The following is a 16,176-nucleotide window of genomic DNA, read 5'->3' as shown; positions in this document are numbered from 1 at the left end:
TCCGGCGCGGCCAGCATGTGCAGGGTCCGGTCGAACAGCAGGATGTCGTAGTCCTTGTCCGGCTCCCAAGCTGTGAGGTCGGCGGCAGCGCCGGTAACGTCCAGGCCTTCCTTTGCCGCAGTATCCAGCATATCCCGGATGCCATGCGGCGACAGGTCGACGCCTGTGACCCGGTGGCCCAGGCGGGCAATGAACAGCGCGTCCCGCCCCTGGCCGCAGCCGGCATCCAGAACATGCAGGCCTTGCGCCTTAAGCCCGTTGAAAAAGGCAGTGATTTCCGGAGAGGGCGCGCCGAGAGCGTTCGGGGTTTCGCGGTAGAGTTTGTCATAATTGTAAGCCATGCGCGGCACCGTAGCGGCACGGTTTAGGAATGGCTAAGTGAAATATTCCGTGAGCGGAAGGCGGGCACGGCCCAAGACTTTTCAGAAAAGTCTTGGCAAAAGTTTTGGAAAACTTTTTCGCCCTCTCGCTGACGGGCCGCGGCTGGCAACGAGAGTGCGGAATGGGGAAGAGCCATGCGCTGGCGGGCACATGGCTCTTTTGGGACAGGCAGCCATTGGGATGGAACGGATAATGGCTGTCTGATTCCGGTTATGTCCGGATGCGGACAAGCGTTCTGTAACCGGGATTACAGAACAGGGCTTTTATGGCGGATTTTCTGGAAAATTGCTGCTGCTGGTGCTGTCAGATTGAGTCCGGTTCGGCCAGCACCGCCAGTTCTGTGCGGTCAAGGATCTGCACGCCGCCGCGGCTGATGCTGACCAGGCCGGTGCGCTTCCAGGCGGCCAGGGTTTTTGAAACCGCTTCCCGGGTGGCGCCGACAAACTCCGCCAGTTCGGCTTGCGACAGAGCGACCCGGCCGTCGCTGTTTTCAGGTGCCAGATACAGCAGTTTGCGCGCCAGCCGCACCGGCATCGGCAAAAACACCTGCTCGTTCAGCTGGGTGTTCATCCAGCGCATCCGCTGCCCGGCCAGCCGCAGCAAATCGGCGGCCAGATCCGGATACTGGCGGATCTGATCGAGCACGTCGCCGCTGCGCAGGCGCAGCACCCGGCTGGGCTCGGCGGCGATGGCGGTGGCGGTGCGCTCACCCGGGTCGAACAGGGTGATCTCTCCGAACACCGCGCCGGGGCGCATCATGTCCAGCGACAGCTTGCGGCCCGAAGCAGACAGCACGGAAAATTCCAGCGCGCCCTCGGCAATTGCATAAAGCGCATCGCCCTGATCGCCCTGTTCAAACAGCACTTCGCCCTGGCGCAGGCGCACTTCAGCCGCCTGGCTTTCGAGCATCCGCCTAAGCGGGCCGGAGGCGGCGGAGAGAAAGCCGGTATCGGGCAGGCGGGTTGTCAGCATGGCCAAATCTCTTTGCGTCAGGTGCCCAGTCCGGCGGACCTTAGCAGAGGCGTGGGCACCGGGGAACCGGGGAACTGAACCGGTTGGTTCAGCCCGCCACGGCCACCAGTCCCAGCTTGCGGGCAGAGGTGAGTGTCAGGGTGCCGCTGTCCAGACCCAGTGGTGCCTGATAGCGTTGCACAGCCTTGCGGGTGGCGGCGTCCATCTGTCCGTGAACGGGGCCGCGGTAAAACCCGCGGACGGCCAGGGCGCGCTGGATGGACCGGATAAAGCCGGGCGTCATCATGGCGGGGCAGGGGATTTCTATCCAGCGCTTCTGCCGCGGCTGCACGATCTGCTGGCGGGTCTCGGTGCGGAAGACGGCGGAGCGGATGACCTGGCCGCTGCTGTTGGTTTGCGCCGGCTGTGCCAGCACCTGGCTGGTGATGGTTTCAACGACGGCGGGGGAAGTGTGCGTGCTCCAGCAGGTACCGGGCGGCGCGCCGGGCGGGGCATAGCGGCCGGCGCGGGAGACATCGCCGCCGGGCGGCGGCTGGACGCAGGCCGCCAGCAGCGCCAGCAGCAGCCCGGGCCAGAACCGGCGGCTGGTTTCGAATATGTTCGGCGTCATGCCCGGATGCCTTTGTCACTGTGCCTCTGCCGGCGCCCCTGTCAGTTCCGGGCGCCGGTGCTTTGACGGCAGGTTAGCCCAGTTCCGGCCCTTGCGCAAAGGCGGGATCATCGCGGCGGCTTTGTTCCGCCAGCAACAGGTCAAGCATCGGCGAAATATCCTCAACCGTTTCGGCTATCACATGGGTGACGGAATGCGCCCGCTGCAGCCGTCCGGTGACACGCAAGAGCCGGCCTGAGATCACCGCGCGGCGGAAAGCCTCGTAGATCTTGCGCCAGACGATCACGTTGACGATGCCGGTCTCGTCCTCAAGCGTGACAAAGATCACGCCCTTGGCGGTGCCGGGACGCTGGCGCAGGATCACCAGCCCGGCGACGGTGATGCAGGCGTTCTGGGGCGGTTCCTGCAGCCGGGCCGCAGGCAGGCAGTGCGGCGGGTGCGGCCAGGGCTGGGATCCGTGCCCGCCTGCTGCGCAGGCTGCGGCGGGGGGGAGAACTGAGGCAGGGGTTGAGGCGGGGGCTGGCATGAGGAAAACGGCCTTGCGGTTGAAAAATATCCGGCGTGAACAAACATAGAACATTGGTCCGAAAAGTCCAGCTGCGGCAGGGCAGGGTCGCAATTGGGGGTGGCACCGGCGCAGGGGCTTGGCTACACAGTCGCGCAAGTACCGGAAAAGGGAAGAGGGCTGACAATGGCAAAGATCACTTACATCGAGCACAACGGCACCAGCCATGTGGTGGACGTCGCCAACGGGCTGACGGTGATGGAAGGCGCGCGCGACAACAATATTCCGGGCATCGAGGCCGATTGCGGCGGCGCCTGCGCCTGCTCGACCTGCCACGTGTACATTGCGCCGGACTGGGTTGAGAAGCTGCCCGCCAAGGACGACATGGAAGAGGACATGCTGGATTTCGCCTATGAGCCGGATCCTGCCCGCTCGCGGCTGACTTGCCAGATCAAGGTGAGCGATGCGCTGGACGGGCTGGTGGTGCATATGCCTGAAAAGCAGATCTGATGACCGCGGGGGCGGCGGCGCGGCGTCTGATGATGCGCGCCTGGCCCCGTTCCGCCCGCCGCGCATGGCGGGCGTTGTGTTTGGGGCTGGCCTTGGCCGGCCCGTCTGTGCTTGCGGCTGAGGACAGAGTGGTCTCGGCGCGTTACGGAGAACCCACCACACGCTATGGCCATGCAGTGCTGGGTGATGACGTGGAATACGGCGCGCTGGTACTGAAGGTGGAAAACACCGGCTCCGGCGGGGTGTCCGCCAAGGCTGTCAACCAGCAATCGGAAATCCTGATCCGTCTGCCGCTGGATCATGTGTTCGAGGACATCGCACCGCGGCTGGCGGATATCGATGGCGATGGCCGCCCCGAGGTGCTGGTGGTCGAGACCGATGTGGCAGAGGGCGCCCAGCTGGCCATCTATGATGCCCGCGGCGAAAAGATTGCCGCCACCCCGCATATCGGCACCCGCAACCGCTGGCTGGCACCCATTGGCGCGGCGGATCTGGATGGCGACGGGCATGTGGAAATTGCCTATGTCGACCGGCCGCATCTGGCCAAAACTTTGCGTATCTGGCGGTTCAAGAACGGTGCGCTGACTGAAGCCGCCAGCACGCCCGGGCTGACCAATCACCAGATCGGCCAGGACTTCATCACCTCCGGCATTCGCGATTGCGGGCAGGGACCGGAACTGGTGACCGCCAGTGGCGATTGGCGCAGGATCGTCGTATCCCGTCTGCAGAACGGCAGGATCACCAGCCGGGACATCGGCGGGTTCCGGCAGGGCACGGGACTGCAGGCCGCAATGGCCTGCCGCTAAGCGCTGCCCGCGACGCGCATTGCGCGGCGCCGCGCCCAACTGGGAAGGGCATCCGCAAGGATGGGCTGGAACAGGCAGGAGTGCTTGCCGCCGTTGCCGCCAGGAATGACAGGCCTGTTGCGCCGCGTCCAACCCGGTTTTTGCGCGGTGTTTCATATTTATTCATCACCTTTGGTTACCTTGCCCCTGACGAGCGGCGCCAGGCGGTTAACTGTCTGGGCCGGTTTTACAGGAGACAGGCGCGTGAGCTTTACACCATATGTGTTGGGCACCGGTATCAGCGGGTGGACCTTCCTGCAGCGGACCCGCGACCAGCAGCAGGAAATTTTTGAGAAGTCGCCGGTCATCGACCGGACGGTGCAGGACTTCAATCAAAAAATCACCGGCATTCAGACAGCGGACGAGCTGCTGGACGACTACAACTTGCTGACCGTGACTCTGGGTGCCTTTGGCCTGGACGAGGATATCGGCAACAGGGCCTTCATCAAAAAAGTGCTTGAGTCCGATGTCAGCGACTCGGGCTCTTTTGTGAACCGGCTCAACGACGTCCGGTATCAGGCGCTGGCGGAAACCTTTGGCTTCAACAGTCCGGATGGCCCGACGCTTCCCACCGCCAAGGCGGGCGCTGAATTTGCCAGTGTCGCCTCGCCGGATGATTTGCTGGCAAACGGCACCCTATTGCGCAAGGCGCTCGGCAATGTTGGCCTTGAAGGCCTCGAAAATAATCAGTTCTTTCTGCAGAAAGTTCTGGAATCCGACTTGGAAGACCCGGACTCCTTTGTCAACAAGCTGAGCAATCCCAAATATACCGAGTTTGCCCAGCAATTCAGTTTCAACAAGCCGCCGGTGTATGACAACAGCATTCAGGCGCTGGTCGGGGAGTTCAACGAACATACCGACGGCCTGGCAAGCGCGGATGAGCTGCTGGAGGATGAGAACCTTCTGCAAGCTGTCATCGAGACCTTTGATCTGGAACGCACCAGCCCCGATTTCCTGCGCCGGGTTCTGAATTCAGATACCACCGATCCAGATTCCTTTGTGAACCAGCTGGAGGACACTAGGTATCTTGCGGTCTCAGAGGCCTTTGGGTTCGGCTGGCCGGATATCAATGAAATGACCGATCCGGATGAGCTGTTGTCAAACCCTGAGGTTCTGGAGCATGCGCTGGATACATTCGGCCTTTTTGGCAGGGACGAGGCTGAGCTGCGCCAGATTCTGGAATCCGATTTGTCAGACCCGAACTCCTATGTGAACCAGCCGGAAAATGCTGCCTACTATGACTTTGCTGACGCGTTCCAGAACGGCTGGCCGGATCATGTCAGCAAGATGCAGGTGTTTTCTGATGACATCACGGACAAGCTGGGCACCTTCTCCGACCCAAGGGAGCTGGTCTTTGATATAAGCTTGTTTAATGCGACGCTGGATATCTTTGGCCAGAGCAAGCGGAGCCTGGATTTTGACACCGTGATCCGTGCCTTTGAATCTGACCTGTCGTCCAGCACGTCATATGCAAACTTGCATTACGACACCGGCCTGAAGGCCATGGCTCATGCGTTTTCCTTCAATGGGGGGGAAACCGGCCGGGAGTATCCTGAAGGCTTTGCCGAGCAACTTTCCGAGCTTTACACCACCCGCCAGTTTGAAATTGAGATCGGTGAGAGCGATCAGAACATGCGCCTGGCGCTGGCCTTTGAGCGCGAGCTGCAAACCGTTGCTGATGCAGGCGGCAGCGAAAACGCCCATTGGTACGGCATTATCGGTTCGCCGCCGCTGAAAACGATTTTTGAAAGCGCGCTGGCGCTGCCATCAGGTTTCGGCCAGCTGGATGTTGACAGGCAGGTGGAGGAGATGAAGGAGCGCTCGTTTGCTGCTTTTGGAACCACCCATCCTGCAGATTTTCTCGAAGCCGGGAAACTGGATGAATTCCGCAACAGGTTCTTGATGCTGGCAGATCTCAACGCGCCTTTCAACAGCGGGATCAGCGATCCGATTCTGTCGCTCTTCTGACCCGTCGGCTGCGCTTTGGCTGTGGAGCAGCAATAGTTTCGCCCGGCTCAGAAGGCCGGCGCTATAGCGCTAGGCGCATGGTGATGCCGGTCACCCTGCTGAGCCGGGATAAGCGCCTTCTGCGGTCTTGAAAAATCCCAGCCGGTCGAAGCTGCGGTGATTTTCCACAAGTTTGACCCTCGTTAGCAACTCAAGCGCCGGCAGGCCGGGATCCCTGACTCGCTTTGCCGCCAGGTCCTCTATCTGCCTTGCCCGGCCCGATCCGTGTCGGGCCGGATCGGCTGCCAATTTGCCCAGATACAGGCGGTCCGTCTTTGATATCAGGAATATGCAAGCCGCATGCAGGCTTCTGGCGGCCCGGATCTTGCTGCCGACCAGATAGAGATCCTTCCTTAGATCCACCGTCAGCCGGTGCATGGAAGATGGCTGATCAATGCGCCCGTCGATATAGGCAAAGCTGCGCCGGGTCAGGGCCGGCACGCCGCGGATCGCCAGCCTTGACCCGGCGGGGCTGTTTCACAGCTGGGCCACCCAGAGGGCGGGCCGGAAATACTCCCGGCTGGCCAATAGCAGAAGGCAAGCGGTGCAGACAGCATGAGAAGCCGCAGAGAGGGAATGGCTAGGCATGCCGCTTTCCTGCAAGTGCCGGCCTTTGCCGCCTTGGACAGTTCTTATTGCTTCGCTGCATCCCGCTTCTGACTGAAGTCCAGAGTACCGCAATGCTCCGGTCGGGATACTGCGGGCTGGTGGAACAATACCGCCGCGCCGGGCGCATTTGCGCCCGGCCACGCCCAACTGAGACTGTCAATCTGCGATTGACCGGGAACAGGCGGGAGAGCCGCCGCCGGGACAGATGCTCAGTCCAGCGCGCGCCAGCCGATGTCGCGGCGGAAGAACCCTTGCGGCCAATCAACCCCGTCAACCATCGCATAGGCGCGGTCGCGGGCCTCCTGCAGGGTTTCACCGCGGGCGGTCACGTTCAAAACCCGGCCGCCGGCTGCCAGCACCTTGCCGTTTTCTGCCTTGGTACCGGCGTGAAAGACCATGTTGCTGCTGTCCTCGGGCAGGGCCTTCAGCCCCTTGATTGCCGACCCCTTTTGGTAAGATCCGGGATAGCCCTCAGCGGCCATCACCACCGTGATCGCATGGTCGTCGCCCCAGTTCACCTGCGCCTCAGCCAGGCGGCCCTCAGCCGCGGCGTGCATCAGGTCCAGCGCCTGCGCGCCCAGCCGCATCATCAGCACCTGGCATTCCGGATCGCCAAAGCGGACGTTGTATTCCACCAGCCGGGGCTGCCCGTCCTGGATCATCAGACCGGCATAAAGCACGCCCTGATAAGGCATGCCGCGCTCGGCCATCACCCGCATGGTGGGCTTGACGATTTCTTCCATCGCGCGGGCTTCGACTTCAGCGGACAGAACCGGGGCGGGGGAGTAGGCGCCCATGCCGCCGGTGTTGGGGCCGGTGTCGCCTTCACCCACGCGCTTGTGATCCTGGGCCGAACCGATCGCCAGCACGTCCTCACCGTCCACCAGCACAAACAAGGACGCCTCTTCGCCTTCCATGAACTCCTCGATCACCACCTCGGCGCCGGCCCCGCCAAAGGCGCCGCCGAACATGTCGTCGATGGCGGCGATGGCTTCGTCCTCGGTCATTGCGATGATCACGCCTTTGCCGGCGGCCAGCCCGTCGGCCTTGACCACAGTGGGTGCGCCGTGTTCGCGCACATGCGCCTTGGCAGCCTCTGCCTCGGTGAAATGGCCATAGCCAGCGGTGGGCGCATTCGCAGCGTCGCAGACTTCCTTGGTAAAGCTTTTGGAGGCTTCCAGCTTCGCCGCCGCCTCAGACGGGCCGAACACCAAGAGACCTGCCTCGCGCAGGCGGTCGGCCACCCCAGCAGCCAGCGGCGCTTCGGGGCCGATGATCACGAAATCAATGGCGTTTTCCTCGGCAAAACCGGCCACGGCACCGCCATCCTCGATATCAAACGACGCGCAATCGGCGATCTGCGCGATGCCCGCATTGCCCGGCGCCACGATCAGCTTGTCGCATTTCGGGTTCTGCATCACCGCCCAGGCCAAGCTGTGTTCGCGCCCGCCGCTGCCAAGGATAAGGATGTTCATCTGCGTCTACTCCGATCTGACTGAGCCGAGAGGCGTCCCGGTCCTGTCCGGGGCTTGCCTTGCTTGCGGCGGGTTCTATGCTGCGCGCGAATTCAAAACAAGACCAGCCGCAAGCCGCAGGAGAGCAGCCCCGCAATGTCCGACCTGTTTGATGATCCAAAACCGGGGCAGAACGCGCCCGAATTCACCGTCTCGGAACTCTCCGGCGAGGTGAAGCGCACGCTGGAGGGCACCTTCGGCCGCATCCGGGTCAAGGGTGAGGTGGGGCGGGTGTTCAAGGCGCGCTCCGGGCATTTGTACTACGACATCAAGGACGACCGTTCGGTGCTGGCCTGCACCACCTGGAAAGGGCAGGTTTCCAGCCTGTCGGTGGTGCCCGAGGAGGGGCTGGAGGTGGTTGTCACCGGCCGGCTGACCGCATTCGGCGCCCAGTCCAAATACAACATGAATGTGGACGAGGTTGCGGTTGCGGGCCAGGGGGCACTGATGGCGCTGCTGGAAAAGCGCAAAAAACAGCTGGAGGCAGAGGGGCTGTTTGCCCCGGAACGCAAGACGCCGCTGCCATACCTTCCGCAGATCATCGGCGTGGTGACATCGCCGTCGGGCGCGGTGATCCGCGATATCCTGCACCGGTTGCGCGACCGTTTCCCGCGCAAGGTGCTGGTCTGGCCGGTGGCTGTCCAAGGACAGAACTGTGCAGGCGAAGTGGCCCGCGCCATCGAAGGTTTCAACCGTCTGACCCCTGGCGGCGCGCTGCCGCGGCCCGATCTGATCATTGTCGCCCGCGGCGGCGGCTCGATCGAGGATCTTTGGGGCTTCAACGAGGAGATCGTGGCGCGGGCTGCGGCGGCCTCGCAGATCCCGCTGATCTCGGCGGTGGGGCATGAGACGGATACCACGCTGATTGATTTTGTCTCCGACCGCCGGGCGCCGACGCCGACGGCGGCGGCGGAACTGGCGGTTCCGGTGCGGCTGGAACTGATGGCCTGGGCCGAGACCCAGGGCGCGCGGCTCACCCGCGCCGCAGGCCAGGCGGTGCAGCTCAGGCGCCAGCGGCTGAATGATCTGGCCCGCGCACTGCCCAAGCCCGACACGTTGCTGGAAACCCCGCGCCAGCGGCTCGACCGGATTTCCGACCGGCTGCCGGGCGCGCTGATCTCCGGTGTGCAGCGCCGCCGGGTGTATCTGAGTGAAACCGCTGCCAGCTTACGCCCCGCCACCCTGCGCCAATTGGTGCAAGGCCGCCGCGACCGGCTGCAAAACCTGTCCTCCCGCCTGACCCTGCGCCCGATCCAGCGCGAGATCACAGCCCGCAAGGACGCGCTGGGCCGTCTGGCGCAGCGGCTGGATGCGGCGCAGTCGCTGCGTCTCGACCGCCAGCGCCAAAACCTCTCTGCCGCAGGCCGCCAGCTGGAGATCCTAAGCTACAAAGCCACGCTGGAGCGCGGCTATGCGGTGGTGCGTTCGGGCGCCGGGATCCTCACCACCAAGGCCGCTGCGGCCAAGGCCGGCCCGTTGCAGATCGAATTTGCCGACGGCATGCTGGACCTGGAGGAGGGCATCGCGGATCCTGGTTCCCAGACCGCTGCAGCGAAACCGTCCGGCGCCGGTCAGGGCTCGCTGTTCTAGCTTCTTTCTGGTCTGAAATACCCAGCCCGCTTCAGACACCGGCGTCCGGGCCGTAGCACAGCATTTCCTCGCCGATGTCTTCGGCCTCGTATAATTCGGTCGAGGCTGGGTCATCCTCAAACCGGGCAGTCAGCCCGCCGGGGGTGATTTCAAAGCTCCAGCACTGCGGATCGCCCCGGTTTTCATAGACAAAACAGATCCGGCCTGCGTCCTCGTACCAGCTGCCCTCCTGGCATCTGCCGTCCAGAAATGACCAGATCACCCGCCGCCCGGGCAGATAGCGCTCTACCCCGTACATACTGCCGCCAAAGCCATAAAACAGGGTGCGGCCCTGAGTGTAGCGGTCGAATTGGTCGGCGTTCAGCGGCTCGGCAGCACGCAACGGCCCATTGAGGGCGGCAACCAGGGGAATCAGCATCAGGCAGCGCATGGGGTCACTGTGCCAGAGTGTCCGGGTCCCGGCCAAGGGAAACACGCAGGCTGCAAACACGGGCAGCAAACGGGCCGTAAAGCGGAGCGGCGCTGCCAGGCTCCCGTTTGGTCACCTTTGACCCGGCGGCTGTCTTGCGGCCAACTGATGCAAACGGGCAGGGAGACAGGGCCATGATGATGCAAGTGGCGGCGGCAGGGGCAGCGCTCTGCGCCGCCGGGTATTTGGGTCTGACCGCGCAGCCGCCCGGTATTCTGCGCAGTCTGGCAAAGACCGCAGCGGTTGCGCTTCTGGCGCTTGGCGCCGGGCTGGCAGGGGCACCGCTGCTGCTGGTGATGGCGCTTGGTCTTTGCGCGCTGGGGGATCTTTTTCTGTCGCGCGACGGCGAAAGCGCCTTCATGGCGGGCGTGGGGGCCTTTGCCGCAGGGCATCTGGCTTATGCGGCGCTGTTCCTGACCCGTCCGGACAGCGATCCATCCGGTCTCCTGCACATGCCGGCTGCGCTGATCGCTGCCGGGTTGCTGGTGCTTGGCCTGATCATGACGCAGGTTCTGGCACCGCGGGCGGGCGCGCTGAAGGGGCCGGTACTGGCCTATATCCCGATCATCCTGGGCATGGGTGCCGCGGCGCTGACGCTTCCGTTTGGCACCTGGGTCTTTGCCGCGGCTTGTGCCTTCATGCTGTCGGACATGATCCTGGCGGCGGAAACCTTTGTCCTGAGCGCAGAGCACCCGCTGCGGCGGATCACGCCATATGCGGTCTGGGTGCTGTATTGGGGGGCGCAAGCCGGGTTTCTGGCTGCATTTTCCTGAACCCGGCGGTGCCTTGCGCTTTGCACTCCGGGTAAATCCGCATTAGGTGGGGGGCAGACCCTTTTGCGGAGACCAAGATGGCGTTTTTCTCAAAGCTCAAGGAGCGGCTGTTCAAATCCTCCTCCAAGCTCGAGCAGGGGCTCGATGCGATTGTCGAGGAGGGGGCAGAGGACAGTGCAGCCGAGGCGCTGGAAGCACTGACAGACACACCGGCTGTCACGCCTGAACAGCCCGCCCCGGCGCCTGTGCCGCATCCGGCGCCGCAACAACCGGAACCTGAGCCGCAACCGGCGCCTGAGCCCGCTCCGCAGCCTGCCGCCGCACCTGAACCGGCACCCGCAGCGGACCCGGAGCCACAGAAAAAGTCCCCGGGCCTGCTGGGCCGTCTTATGGGCCGCAGTGCTGTTGCCGAACCGCGCCGGGCGCTGGATGACGGCATGCTGGAGCAGCTGGAAGAGCTGCTGATTGCTGCTGACATGGGGGTGGATACGGCACTGCGCGTGACCGCTAACCTGGCCGAGGGGCGGATGGGCAAGAAGGTGTCCTCCCGCGAGATCAAGGAACTGCTGGCGCAGGAAGTTGCGCGCATCATGGAGCCGGTGGCCAAACCGCTGCCGATCTATGCAAAGCGCCCGCAGGTGGTGCTGGTGGTGGGGGTCAACGGCTCCGGCAAGACGACCACCATCGGCAAGCTGGCCAGCCAGTTCAAAGGTGCCGGCAAGAAGGTGGTGATTGCCGCAGGCGACACATTCCGCGCCGCGGCGGTGGAACAATTGCAGGTCTGGGGCGACCGTGCGGGCGTGCCGGTGCTGACAGCACCCGAAGGCTCCGACCCGGCCTCGCTGGCGTTTGATGCGATGACACGCGCGCAGGAAGACGGCGCAGACCTCCTGATGATCGACACCGCCGGCCGGCTGCAGAACCGGGCCGATCTGATGGAAGAGCTGTCGAAAATTGTCCGGGTGATCCGCAAGAAGGATGAAACAGCACCGCATAACACCCTGCTGGTGCTGGATGCGACCACTGGCCAGAACGCGCTGAGCCAGGTGGGCACATTCCAGAAACTGGCGGATGTCTCCGGCCTGGTGATGACCAAGCTGGACGGCACCGCCAAGGGCGGCGTGCTGGTGGCGCTGGCGGACAAGTTCGGCCTGCCGATCCACGCCATCGGTGTGGGTGAGCAGATCGACGACCTCGCCCCCTTCGATCCCGGGGAGTTCGCCGCCGCTCTGACCGGTTTGGAAAAGTCCTGATCCATTTCTTCCTCTGGCCGGAAGTATCCTCCGGGGGACCGGGGGTGGAAAACCCCCGGCGCCTTCCTCCAGCGCAAAGGCGGCTGATTTGAGCGAGTGGCTGATCTCCCTGGAAGGCACCGAGGCCGGGCACCAGGCAGCGCTGTTTCTGGCCATCTGGGCCGCGTTCCTGCATGCGGTCTTCGGCGCGCTGCAGAAGGGTCGGCATGATCCCTGGCTGTCGCGCGGGGCGATTGATTTTTCCTACTGCGTGATGGCGGCGCCCTTTGCGCTGTTTGTGGTGCCTTGGCCGGAGCCGCATATGTGGCTGATCTTCGCTGTCGCCTGGGTGATCCACGTCTTTTACAAACTGTTCCAGGCGCTGGCCTATACCAAGGGCAGTTATACCGTGGTCTACCCGGTGGTGCGCGGGACCGGGCCGCTGTTCACGGTGATCGGTTCCTTTTTCCTGTTCGGCGAGCTGTTCACCCCGGTGCAATGGCTGGGGGTGGCGGTGCTGCTGGCCGGGATCTTCGGTCTGGCGGGGTACAACTACCGCTACCTGACGGTGAACCGCGACACGCTGGTGCCGGCGCTGGTGCTGGCGGTGATCACCGGGTTGTTTGTGGCGGGCTACACCACATATGACGCCTATGGCATCCGGGCGACCGCGGATCCGTTCACCTTTCTGGCGTGGTTCTTCATGATCGACGGGCTGGTGTTTCCGGTGATTGCCTTTACCCGCTGGCGGCGAATGCCCGCGCCGCCGGCACCTGGGCCGCTGATGGTCCGTGGCTTCTTTGGCGGGCTGCTCGCCTTTGCGTCCTTTGGTGCGATCATGCTGGCCACAAGGCTGGACAAGGTCGGGGAGGCAGCGGTGCTGCGCGAGACCTCCACCGTGTTTGCCGCCCTAATCGGGTGGCTGGTGCTGAAGGAAACCGTGGGGCCGCGCCGGATTGCCTTGATGGCTTTGATCGCGCTGGGCGCCGTGATAGTGGAAATTGGCGGCTGAGACCGCGCGCAGAACTGACAGGAGGCCCCATGGCCGCAAAGAAGATCAACCCGACCCTGAAGATGCTGTTGGAATTGGGCCCGATTGTCCTCTTTTTCATTGGCTATCTGAAGCTGAAGGATGAGGTGTTTCTGATCAGCGGCCATGAGTACAAGGGCTTTATCGTGATCACCGCGGCGTTTATTCCGCTGATGGTGGCGTCCACGCTCGCTCTGTGGAAGCTGACCGGGCATCTATCGAAGATGCAATTTGCGACCCTGGTGCTGGTGGTGCTGTTCGGCGGCATGTCGGTGTGGCTCAACGACGACCGGTTCATCAAGATGAAGCCGACGATGCTGTATCTGCTGTTCGGCGGGCTTCTGGGCATCGGTCTTATGCGCGGGCAAAGCTGGCTGAAGGTGGTGATGGAGGAAGTCATGCCGCTGCAGCAGGAGGGCTGGATGATCCTGACCCGGCGGCTGTGCGTTTTTTTCTTTGGCCTGGCGGTGGCAAACGAGCTGATCTGGCGGACCCAAAGCACCGACATCTGGGTCTATTTCAAAACCTTCGGCCTGCCGGTGGCGATGTTTGCCTTCTTCATGATGCAGGGGCAGCTGTTGCAGAAATTCGGGATCGAGGAAGAGGCCGGACCAGCGGAGTAATCTGCGGCTGACAGGGGCGGGCTCCCGCGCCTTTGCCCCTCATCCAGGATGAGGCGCAAAGCCTTGGGCCGGGCAGCGCACCTGCGCTGCTCTGCGGCATCGCTTCTTTCTGGTCTTAAATACCCGCGCCGCAGGCGCCCTTTTTGCATCAATTGCCAAACAACACCTGCTGCGCCTTGGTGTCCGAGCGGTCGCCGCGTAGCTCTGCATGCAGCGCCCGGCCCGCTACCACACCAGGGCGGGACCACATCAGCTCCAGCCAGCGGGCGAGATGCGGTTTGTCCTCCACTACCTGCTGCTGGCCTTCCCACAGCGAGGCCCAGGGCCAGACCGCCATATCGGCAATTGTGCAGTCCGGTCCCGCCACATACTCATTCTCCGCCAGCTGCCGGTCCAGAACTCCGTAAAGGCGGGCCACCTCGTTCCGGTAGCGGTCTTTGGCATAGGGCAGATCCTCGGGCGCGTATTTCAGGAAATGGTGCGCCTGGCCCGCCATCGGCCCGACCCCGCCCATCTGCCACATCAGCCATTGGTCCACTGCCAGCCGGGCGCGTTCATCCGCGCCATAGAACTGCCCGGTCTTGCGGGCGAGATACTGCAGAATGGCGCCGCTTTCGAACAGGGAAACCGGTGCGCCGCCGGGGCCGTCCGGGTCGATGATCGCAGGCATCCGGTTGTTGGGGGAGATGTTCAGAAACTCCGGCGCGAATTGGCCGCCGTTGCCAATGTCGATCAGCGTGGCCTGGTAAGGCAGGCCCATCTCCTCCAGGGCAATGGAGATTTTCCAGCCGTTCGGCGTTGGCCAGTAATACAGCTGGATCGGCTCCCGCATGGTCGTCCTCCGTCAGATGCCCGGCCACTGGAGCACGGGCAGCGGTGGTGAGGCAAGAGGCGCCGCCGCTCACTTCCGTGTGACTGGGCGAGACGCTGCCGCTTGACCGAATCCCGCAATATGCGTAAAGCCCGGACATCACATCGTGGCGATTTGTTACCGGATTGCGGGCCACGTTAAACACTCCCGCTAAAGAGGTCAGGACGTGAAGGACCCCCTTTCGCTTGGCCGATTGGGGTTTTTTTATGCGCGACAGGCGCGAGGAGACAGAAGATGAGCGACAACTGGAACAGCCGCACCAAGCTGGTTCACGCAGGTACCCGCCGCAGCCAGTACAACGAGGTGAGCGAAGCGATCTTCCTGACCCAGGGCTTTGTCTACGAGAGTGCTGAGCAGGCCGAGGCGCGGTTCATCGAGACCGGCCCGGATGAGTTCATCTATGCCCGTTACGGCAACCCGACCGTCGATATGTTCGAAAAGCGCATAGCAGCGCTGGAAGGGGCTGAGGACGCCTTTGCCACTGCTTCCGGCATGGCGGCGGTCAACGGCGCGCTGACCTCGCTGGTGAAAGCGGGCGATCACATCGTGTCGGCCAAGGCGCTGTTCGGATCCTGCAACTATATCCTGGCGGATGTTCTTGGCCGCTTCGGGGTCGAGGTAACCTTTATCGACGGCACTGATCTGGATGCCTGGCGGCAGGCCGTGCGCCCGGACACCAAGGCGGTGTTTTTCGAGTCCATGTCGAACCCGACGCTGGAGGTGATCGATATTGCCGCGGTTGCAAAGATCGCCCATGCAGCAGGCGCGACGGTGGTGGTGGACAACGTGTTCTCGACACCGGTGTTTTCCCGTGCGATCGAACAGGGCGCCGATGTGGTGATCTATTCCGCAACCAAGCATATCGACGGCCAGGGCCGGGCGCTTGGCGGGGTGGTGCTGGGCACCAAGGATTTCATCCGCGGCACGCTGGAACCCTATATGAAGCACACCGGCGGCAGTCTCAGCCCGTTCAATGCCTGGGTGATGCTGAAGGGGCTCGAAACCATTGACCTGCGGGTCAACGCCCAGGCGGACAGCGCCCTGAAAATCGCCGAAGCGCTGGACGGCCATGCAGCGCTGGAGCGTACCATCTATCCCGGTCTGAAGGGTCACGCGCAGAACGCATTGGTGCAGGCTCAGCTGGGCGGCAAGGGCGGCACCGTGCTGTCGCTGGACCTGAAGGGGGGCAAGGACGCGGCGTTCAAGTTCCTGAACGCAATGACCATCCCGGTGATCTCCAACAATCTGGGCGATGCCAAATCCATCGCCACCCACCCGGCTACCACCACCCATCAGCGCCTCAGCGATGAGCTGAAGGCGGAGCTGGGCATCACGCCCGGCCTGGTGCGCTTTTCGGTCGGACTGGAGGACGCGGAAGACCTGATCGCCGACCTGAAAGCGGCGCTGGAGGCGGCGCAGGGCTGAGACGCGTACCGGCCGTCTGCTTCTTTCTGGTGGAAGAAATCTACAGTGTTGCTTTGGTCGATACTTAGCCCCCACGCCAGCATGGGCAAAGAGCGTTTAGACATCGAGTACCGGAACGCTCTTTGCCCATGAGATTTTCAGCAAAGCAGCTGTTCGTCTTTCGCGCAGCGGAAACAACGTGAGAGCCGATGTCGTTGAAAAACCCTTTGT

The 16,176-nt window shown here is 63.2% G+C and carries 17 protein-coding genes and 1 riboswitch; of the genes, 9 read left to right on the top strand and 8 right to left on the bottom strand.

All coding sequences use genetic code 11. The features are described 5' to 3' along the window. The 4 genes from L1069_RS22115 to L1069_RS22100 all read right to left on the bottom strand — a co-directional run. Positions 1–341: methyltransferase domain-containing protein (locus L1069_RS22115; protein ID WP_237457080.1), on the bottom strand; the 341-nt coding region annotated here is incomplete at its 3' end. 343 nt (positions 342–684) lie between these two features. After that, positions 685–1,353: a Crp/Fnr family transcriptional regulator gene (locus L1069_RS22110; RefSeq protein WP_129370322.1), complete on the bottom strand. Its 669-nt coding sequence runs from the start codon at positions 1,351–1,353 to the stop codon at positions 685–687. Positions 1,354–1,441: 88 nt separating this feature from the next. Beyond that, the gene (locus L1069_RS22105; protein ID WP_237457079.1) at positions 1,442–1,963 is read right to left on the bottom strand and encodes a peptidoglycan-binding domain-containing protein; all 522 of its coding nucleotides are present in this window, start codon (positions 1,961–1,963) and stop codon (positions 1,442–1,444) included. Between the two features lie 73 nt (positions 1,964–2,036). Then, positions 2,037–2,489 (bottom strand): OB-fold nucleic acid binding domain-containing protein, encoded by a 453-nt coding sequence (locus L1069_RS22100; protein ID WP_237457078.1) that lies wholly within the window; start codon positions 2,487–2,489, stop codon positions 2,037–2,039. 165 nt (positions 2,490–2,654) lie between these two features. Between L1069_RS22100 and L1069_RS22095 the strand changes: the two genes are divergently transcribed. The 3 genes from L1069_RS22095 (at position 2,655) to L1069_RS22085 (ending at position 5,791) form a co-directional block, all read left to right on the top strand. Continuing rightward, a complete protein-coding gene (locus L1069_RS22095; protein WP_024089409.1) occupies positions 2,655–2,978 on the top strand; it encodes a 2Fe-2S iron-sulfur cluster-binding protein in 324 nt (107 codons plus the stop codon). Next, positions 2,978–3,784, top strand: a complete 807-nt coding sequence (locus L1069_RS22090) for a VCBS repeat-containing protein (RefSeq protein WP_237457077.1) — start codon at positions 2,978–2,980, stop codon at positions 3,782–3,784. Before L1069_RS22095 ends, L1069_RS22090 begins: the two co-directional genes overlap by 1 nt. A gap of 243 nt (positions 3,785–4,027) precedes the next feature. Beyond that, entirely contained in the window at positions 4,028–5,791 is a 1,764-nt protein-coding gene (locus L1069_RS22085; protein WP_237457076.1) for a DUF1217 domain-containing protein, read from the top strand. 90 nt (positions 5,792–5,881) lie between these two features. Here L1069_RS22085 and L1069_RS22080 read toward each other — a convergent pair whose 3' ends face one another. Continuing rightward, positions 5,882–6,271: an N-acetyltransferase gene (locus tag L1069_RS22080; RefSeq protein WP_237457075.1), complete on the bottom strand. Its 390-nt coding sequence runs from the start codon at positions 6,269–6,271 to the stop codon at positions 5,882–5,884. 377 nt (positions 6,272–6,648) lie between these two features. After that, positions 6,649–7,914, bottom strand: a complete 1,266-nt coding sequence (gene purD / locus L1069_RS22075) for a phosphoribosylamine--glycine ligase (RefSeq protein ID WP_237457074.1) — start codon at positions 7,912–7,914, stop codon at positions 6,649–6,651. A 135-nt stretch (positions 7,915–8,049) separates the two neighbouring features. Between purD and xseA the strand changes: the two genes are divergently transcribed. Beyond that, a complete protein-coding gene (xseA, locus tag L1069_RS22070) occupies positions 8,050–9,543 on the top strand; it encodes an exodeoxyribonuclease VII large subunit (RefSeq protein WP_237457073.1) in 1,494 nt (497 codons plus the stop codon). Between the two features lie 31 nt (positions 9,544–9,574). On the opposite strand, the gene L1069_RS22065 is transcribed toward xseA, so the two are convergent. After that, positions 9,575–9,973 carry a hypothetical protein gene (locus L1069_RS22065; RefSeq protein WP_134830224.1) on the bottom strand — a complete coding sequence of 133 codons (399 nt, stop codon included), beginning with the start codon at positions 9,971–9,973 and terminating at the stop codon, positions 9,575–9,577. Positions 9,974–10,149: 176 nt separating this feature from the next. Between L1069_RS22065 and L1069_RS22060 the strand changes: the two genes are divergently transcribed. The 4 genes from L1069_RS22060 to L1069_RS22045 all read left to right on the top strand — a co-directional run bounded on the left by L1069_RS22060 (position 10,150) and on the right by L1069_RS22045 (position 13,670). Further along, a complete protein-coding gene (locus L1069_RS22060) occupies positions 10,150–10,785 on the top strand; it encodes a lysoplasmalogenase (RefSeq protein WP_237457081.1) in 636 nt (211 codons plus the stop codon). 77 nt (positions 10,786–10,862) lie between these two features. Further along, positions 10,863–12,038 (top strand): signal recognition particle-docking protein FtsY, encoded by a 1,176-nt coding sequence (ftsY, locus tag L1069_RS22055; protein WP_129370330.1) that lies wholly within the window; start codon positions 10,863–10,865, stop codon positions 12,036–12,038. A gap of 88 nt (positions 12,039–12,126) precedes the next feature. Continuing rightward, positions 12,127–13,029 (top strand): DMT family transporter, encoded by a 903-nt coding sequence (locus L1069_RS22050; protein WP_129370331.1) that lies wholly within the window; start codon positions 12,127–12,129, stop codon positions 13,027–13,029. Positions 13,030–13,058: 29 nt separating this feature from the next. Next, positions 13,059–13,670: an inner membrane-spanning protein YciB gene (locus L1069_RS22045; RefSeq protein ID WP_237457072.1), complete on the top strand. Its 612-nt coding sequence runs from the start codon at positions 13,059–13,061 to the stop codon at positions 13,668–13,670. A gap of 148 nt (positions 13,671–13,818) precedes the next feature. On the opposite strand, the gene L1069_RS22040 is transcribed toward L1069_RS22045, so the two are convergent. Continuing rightward, positions 13,819–14,502 (bottom strand): glutathione S-transferase N-terminal domain-containing protein, encoded by a 684-nt coding sequence (locus L1069_RS22040; RefSeq protein WP_129370333.1) that lies wholly within the window; start codon positions 14,500–14,502, stop codon positions 13,819–13,821. Positions 14,503–14,637: 135 nt separating this feature from the next. Continuing rightward, a riboswitch (SAM riboswitch) is annotated at positions 14,638–14,716 on the top strand. Positions 14,717–14,775: 59 nt separating this feature from the next. Here L1069_RS22040 and metZ point away from each other — a divergent pair. Next, complete coding sequence (gene metZ, locus L1069_RS22035; protein WP_129370334.1) at positions 14,776–15,966, top strand: O-succinylhomoserine sulfhydrylase; 1,191 nt, start codon at positions 14,776–14,778, stop codon at positions 15,964–15,966. Positions 15,967–16,176: the final 210 nt, after the last annotated feature.

Origin of the sequence: Leisingera sp. MMG026, assembly GCF_021654205.1 — a bacterium.
Taxonomy (GTDB): Bacteria; Pseudomonadota; Alphaproteobacteria; order Rhodobacterales; family Rhodobacteraceae; genus Leisingera.
The sequence above is the reverse complement of the archived record's forward strand: the minus strand, read 5'-3'. Positions and strand labels throughout refer to the sequence as shown.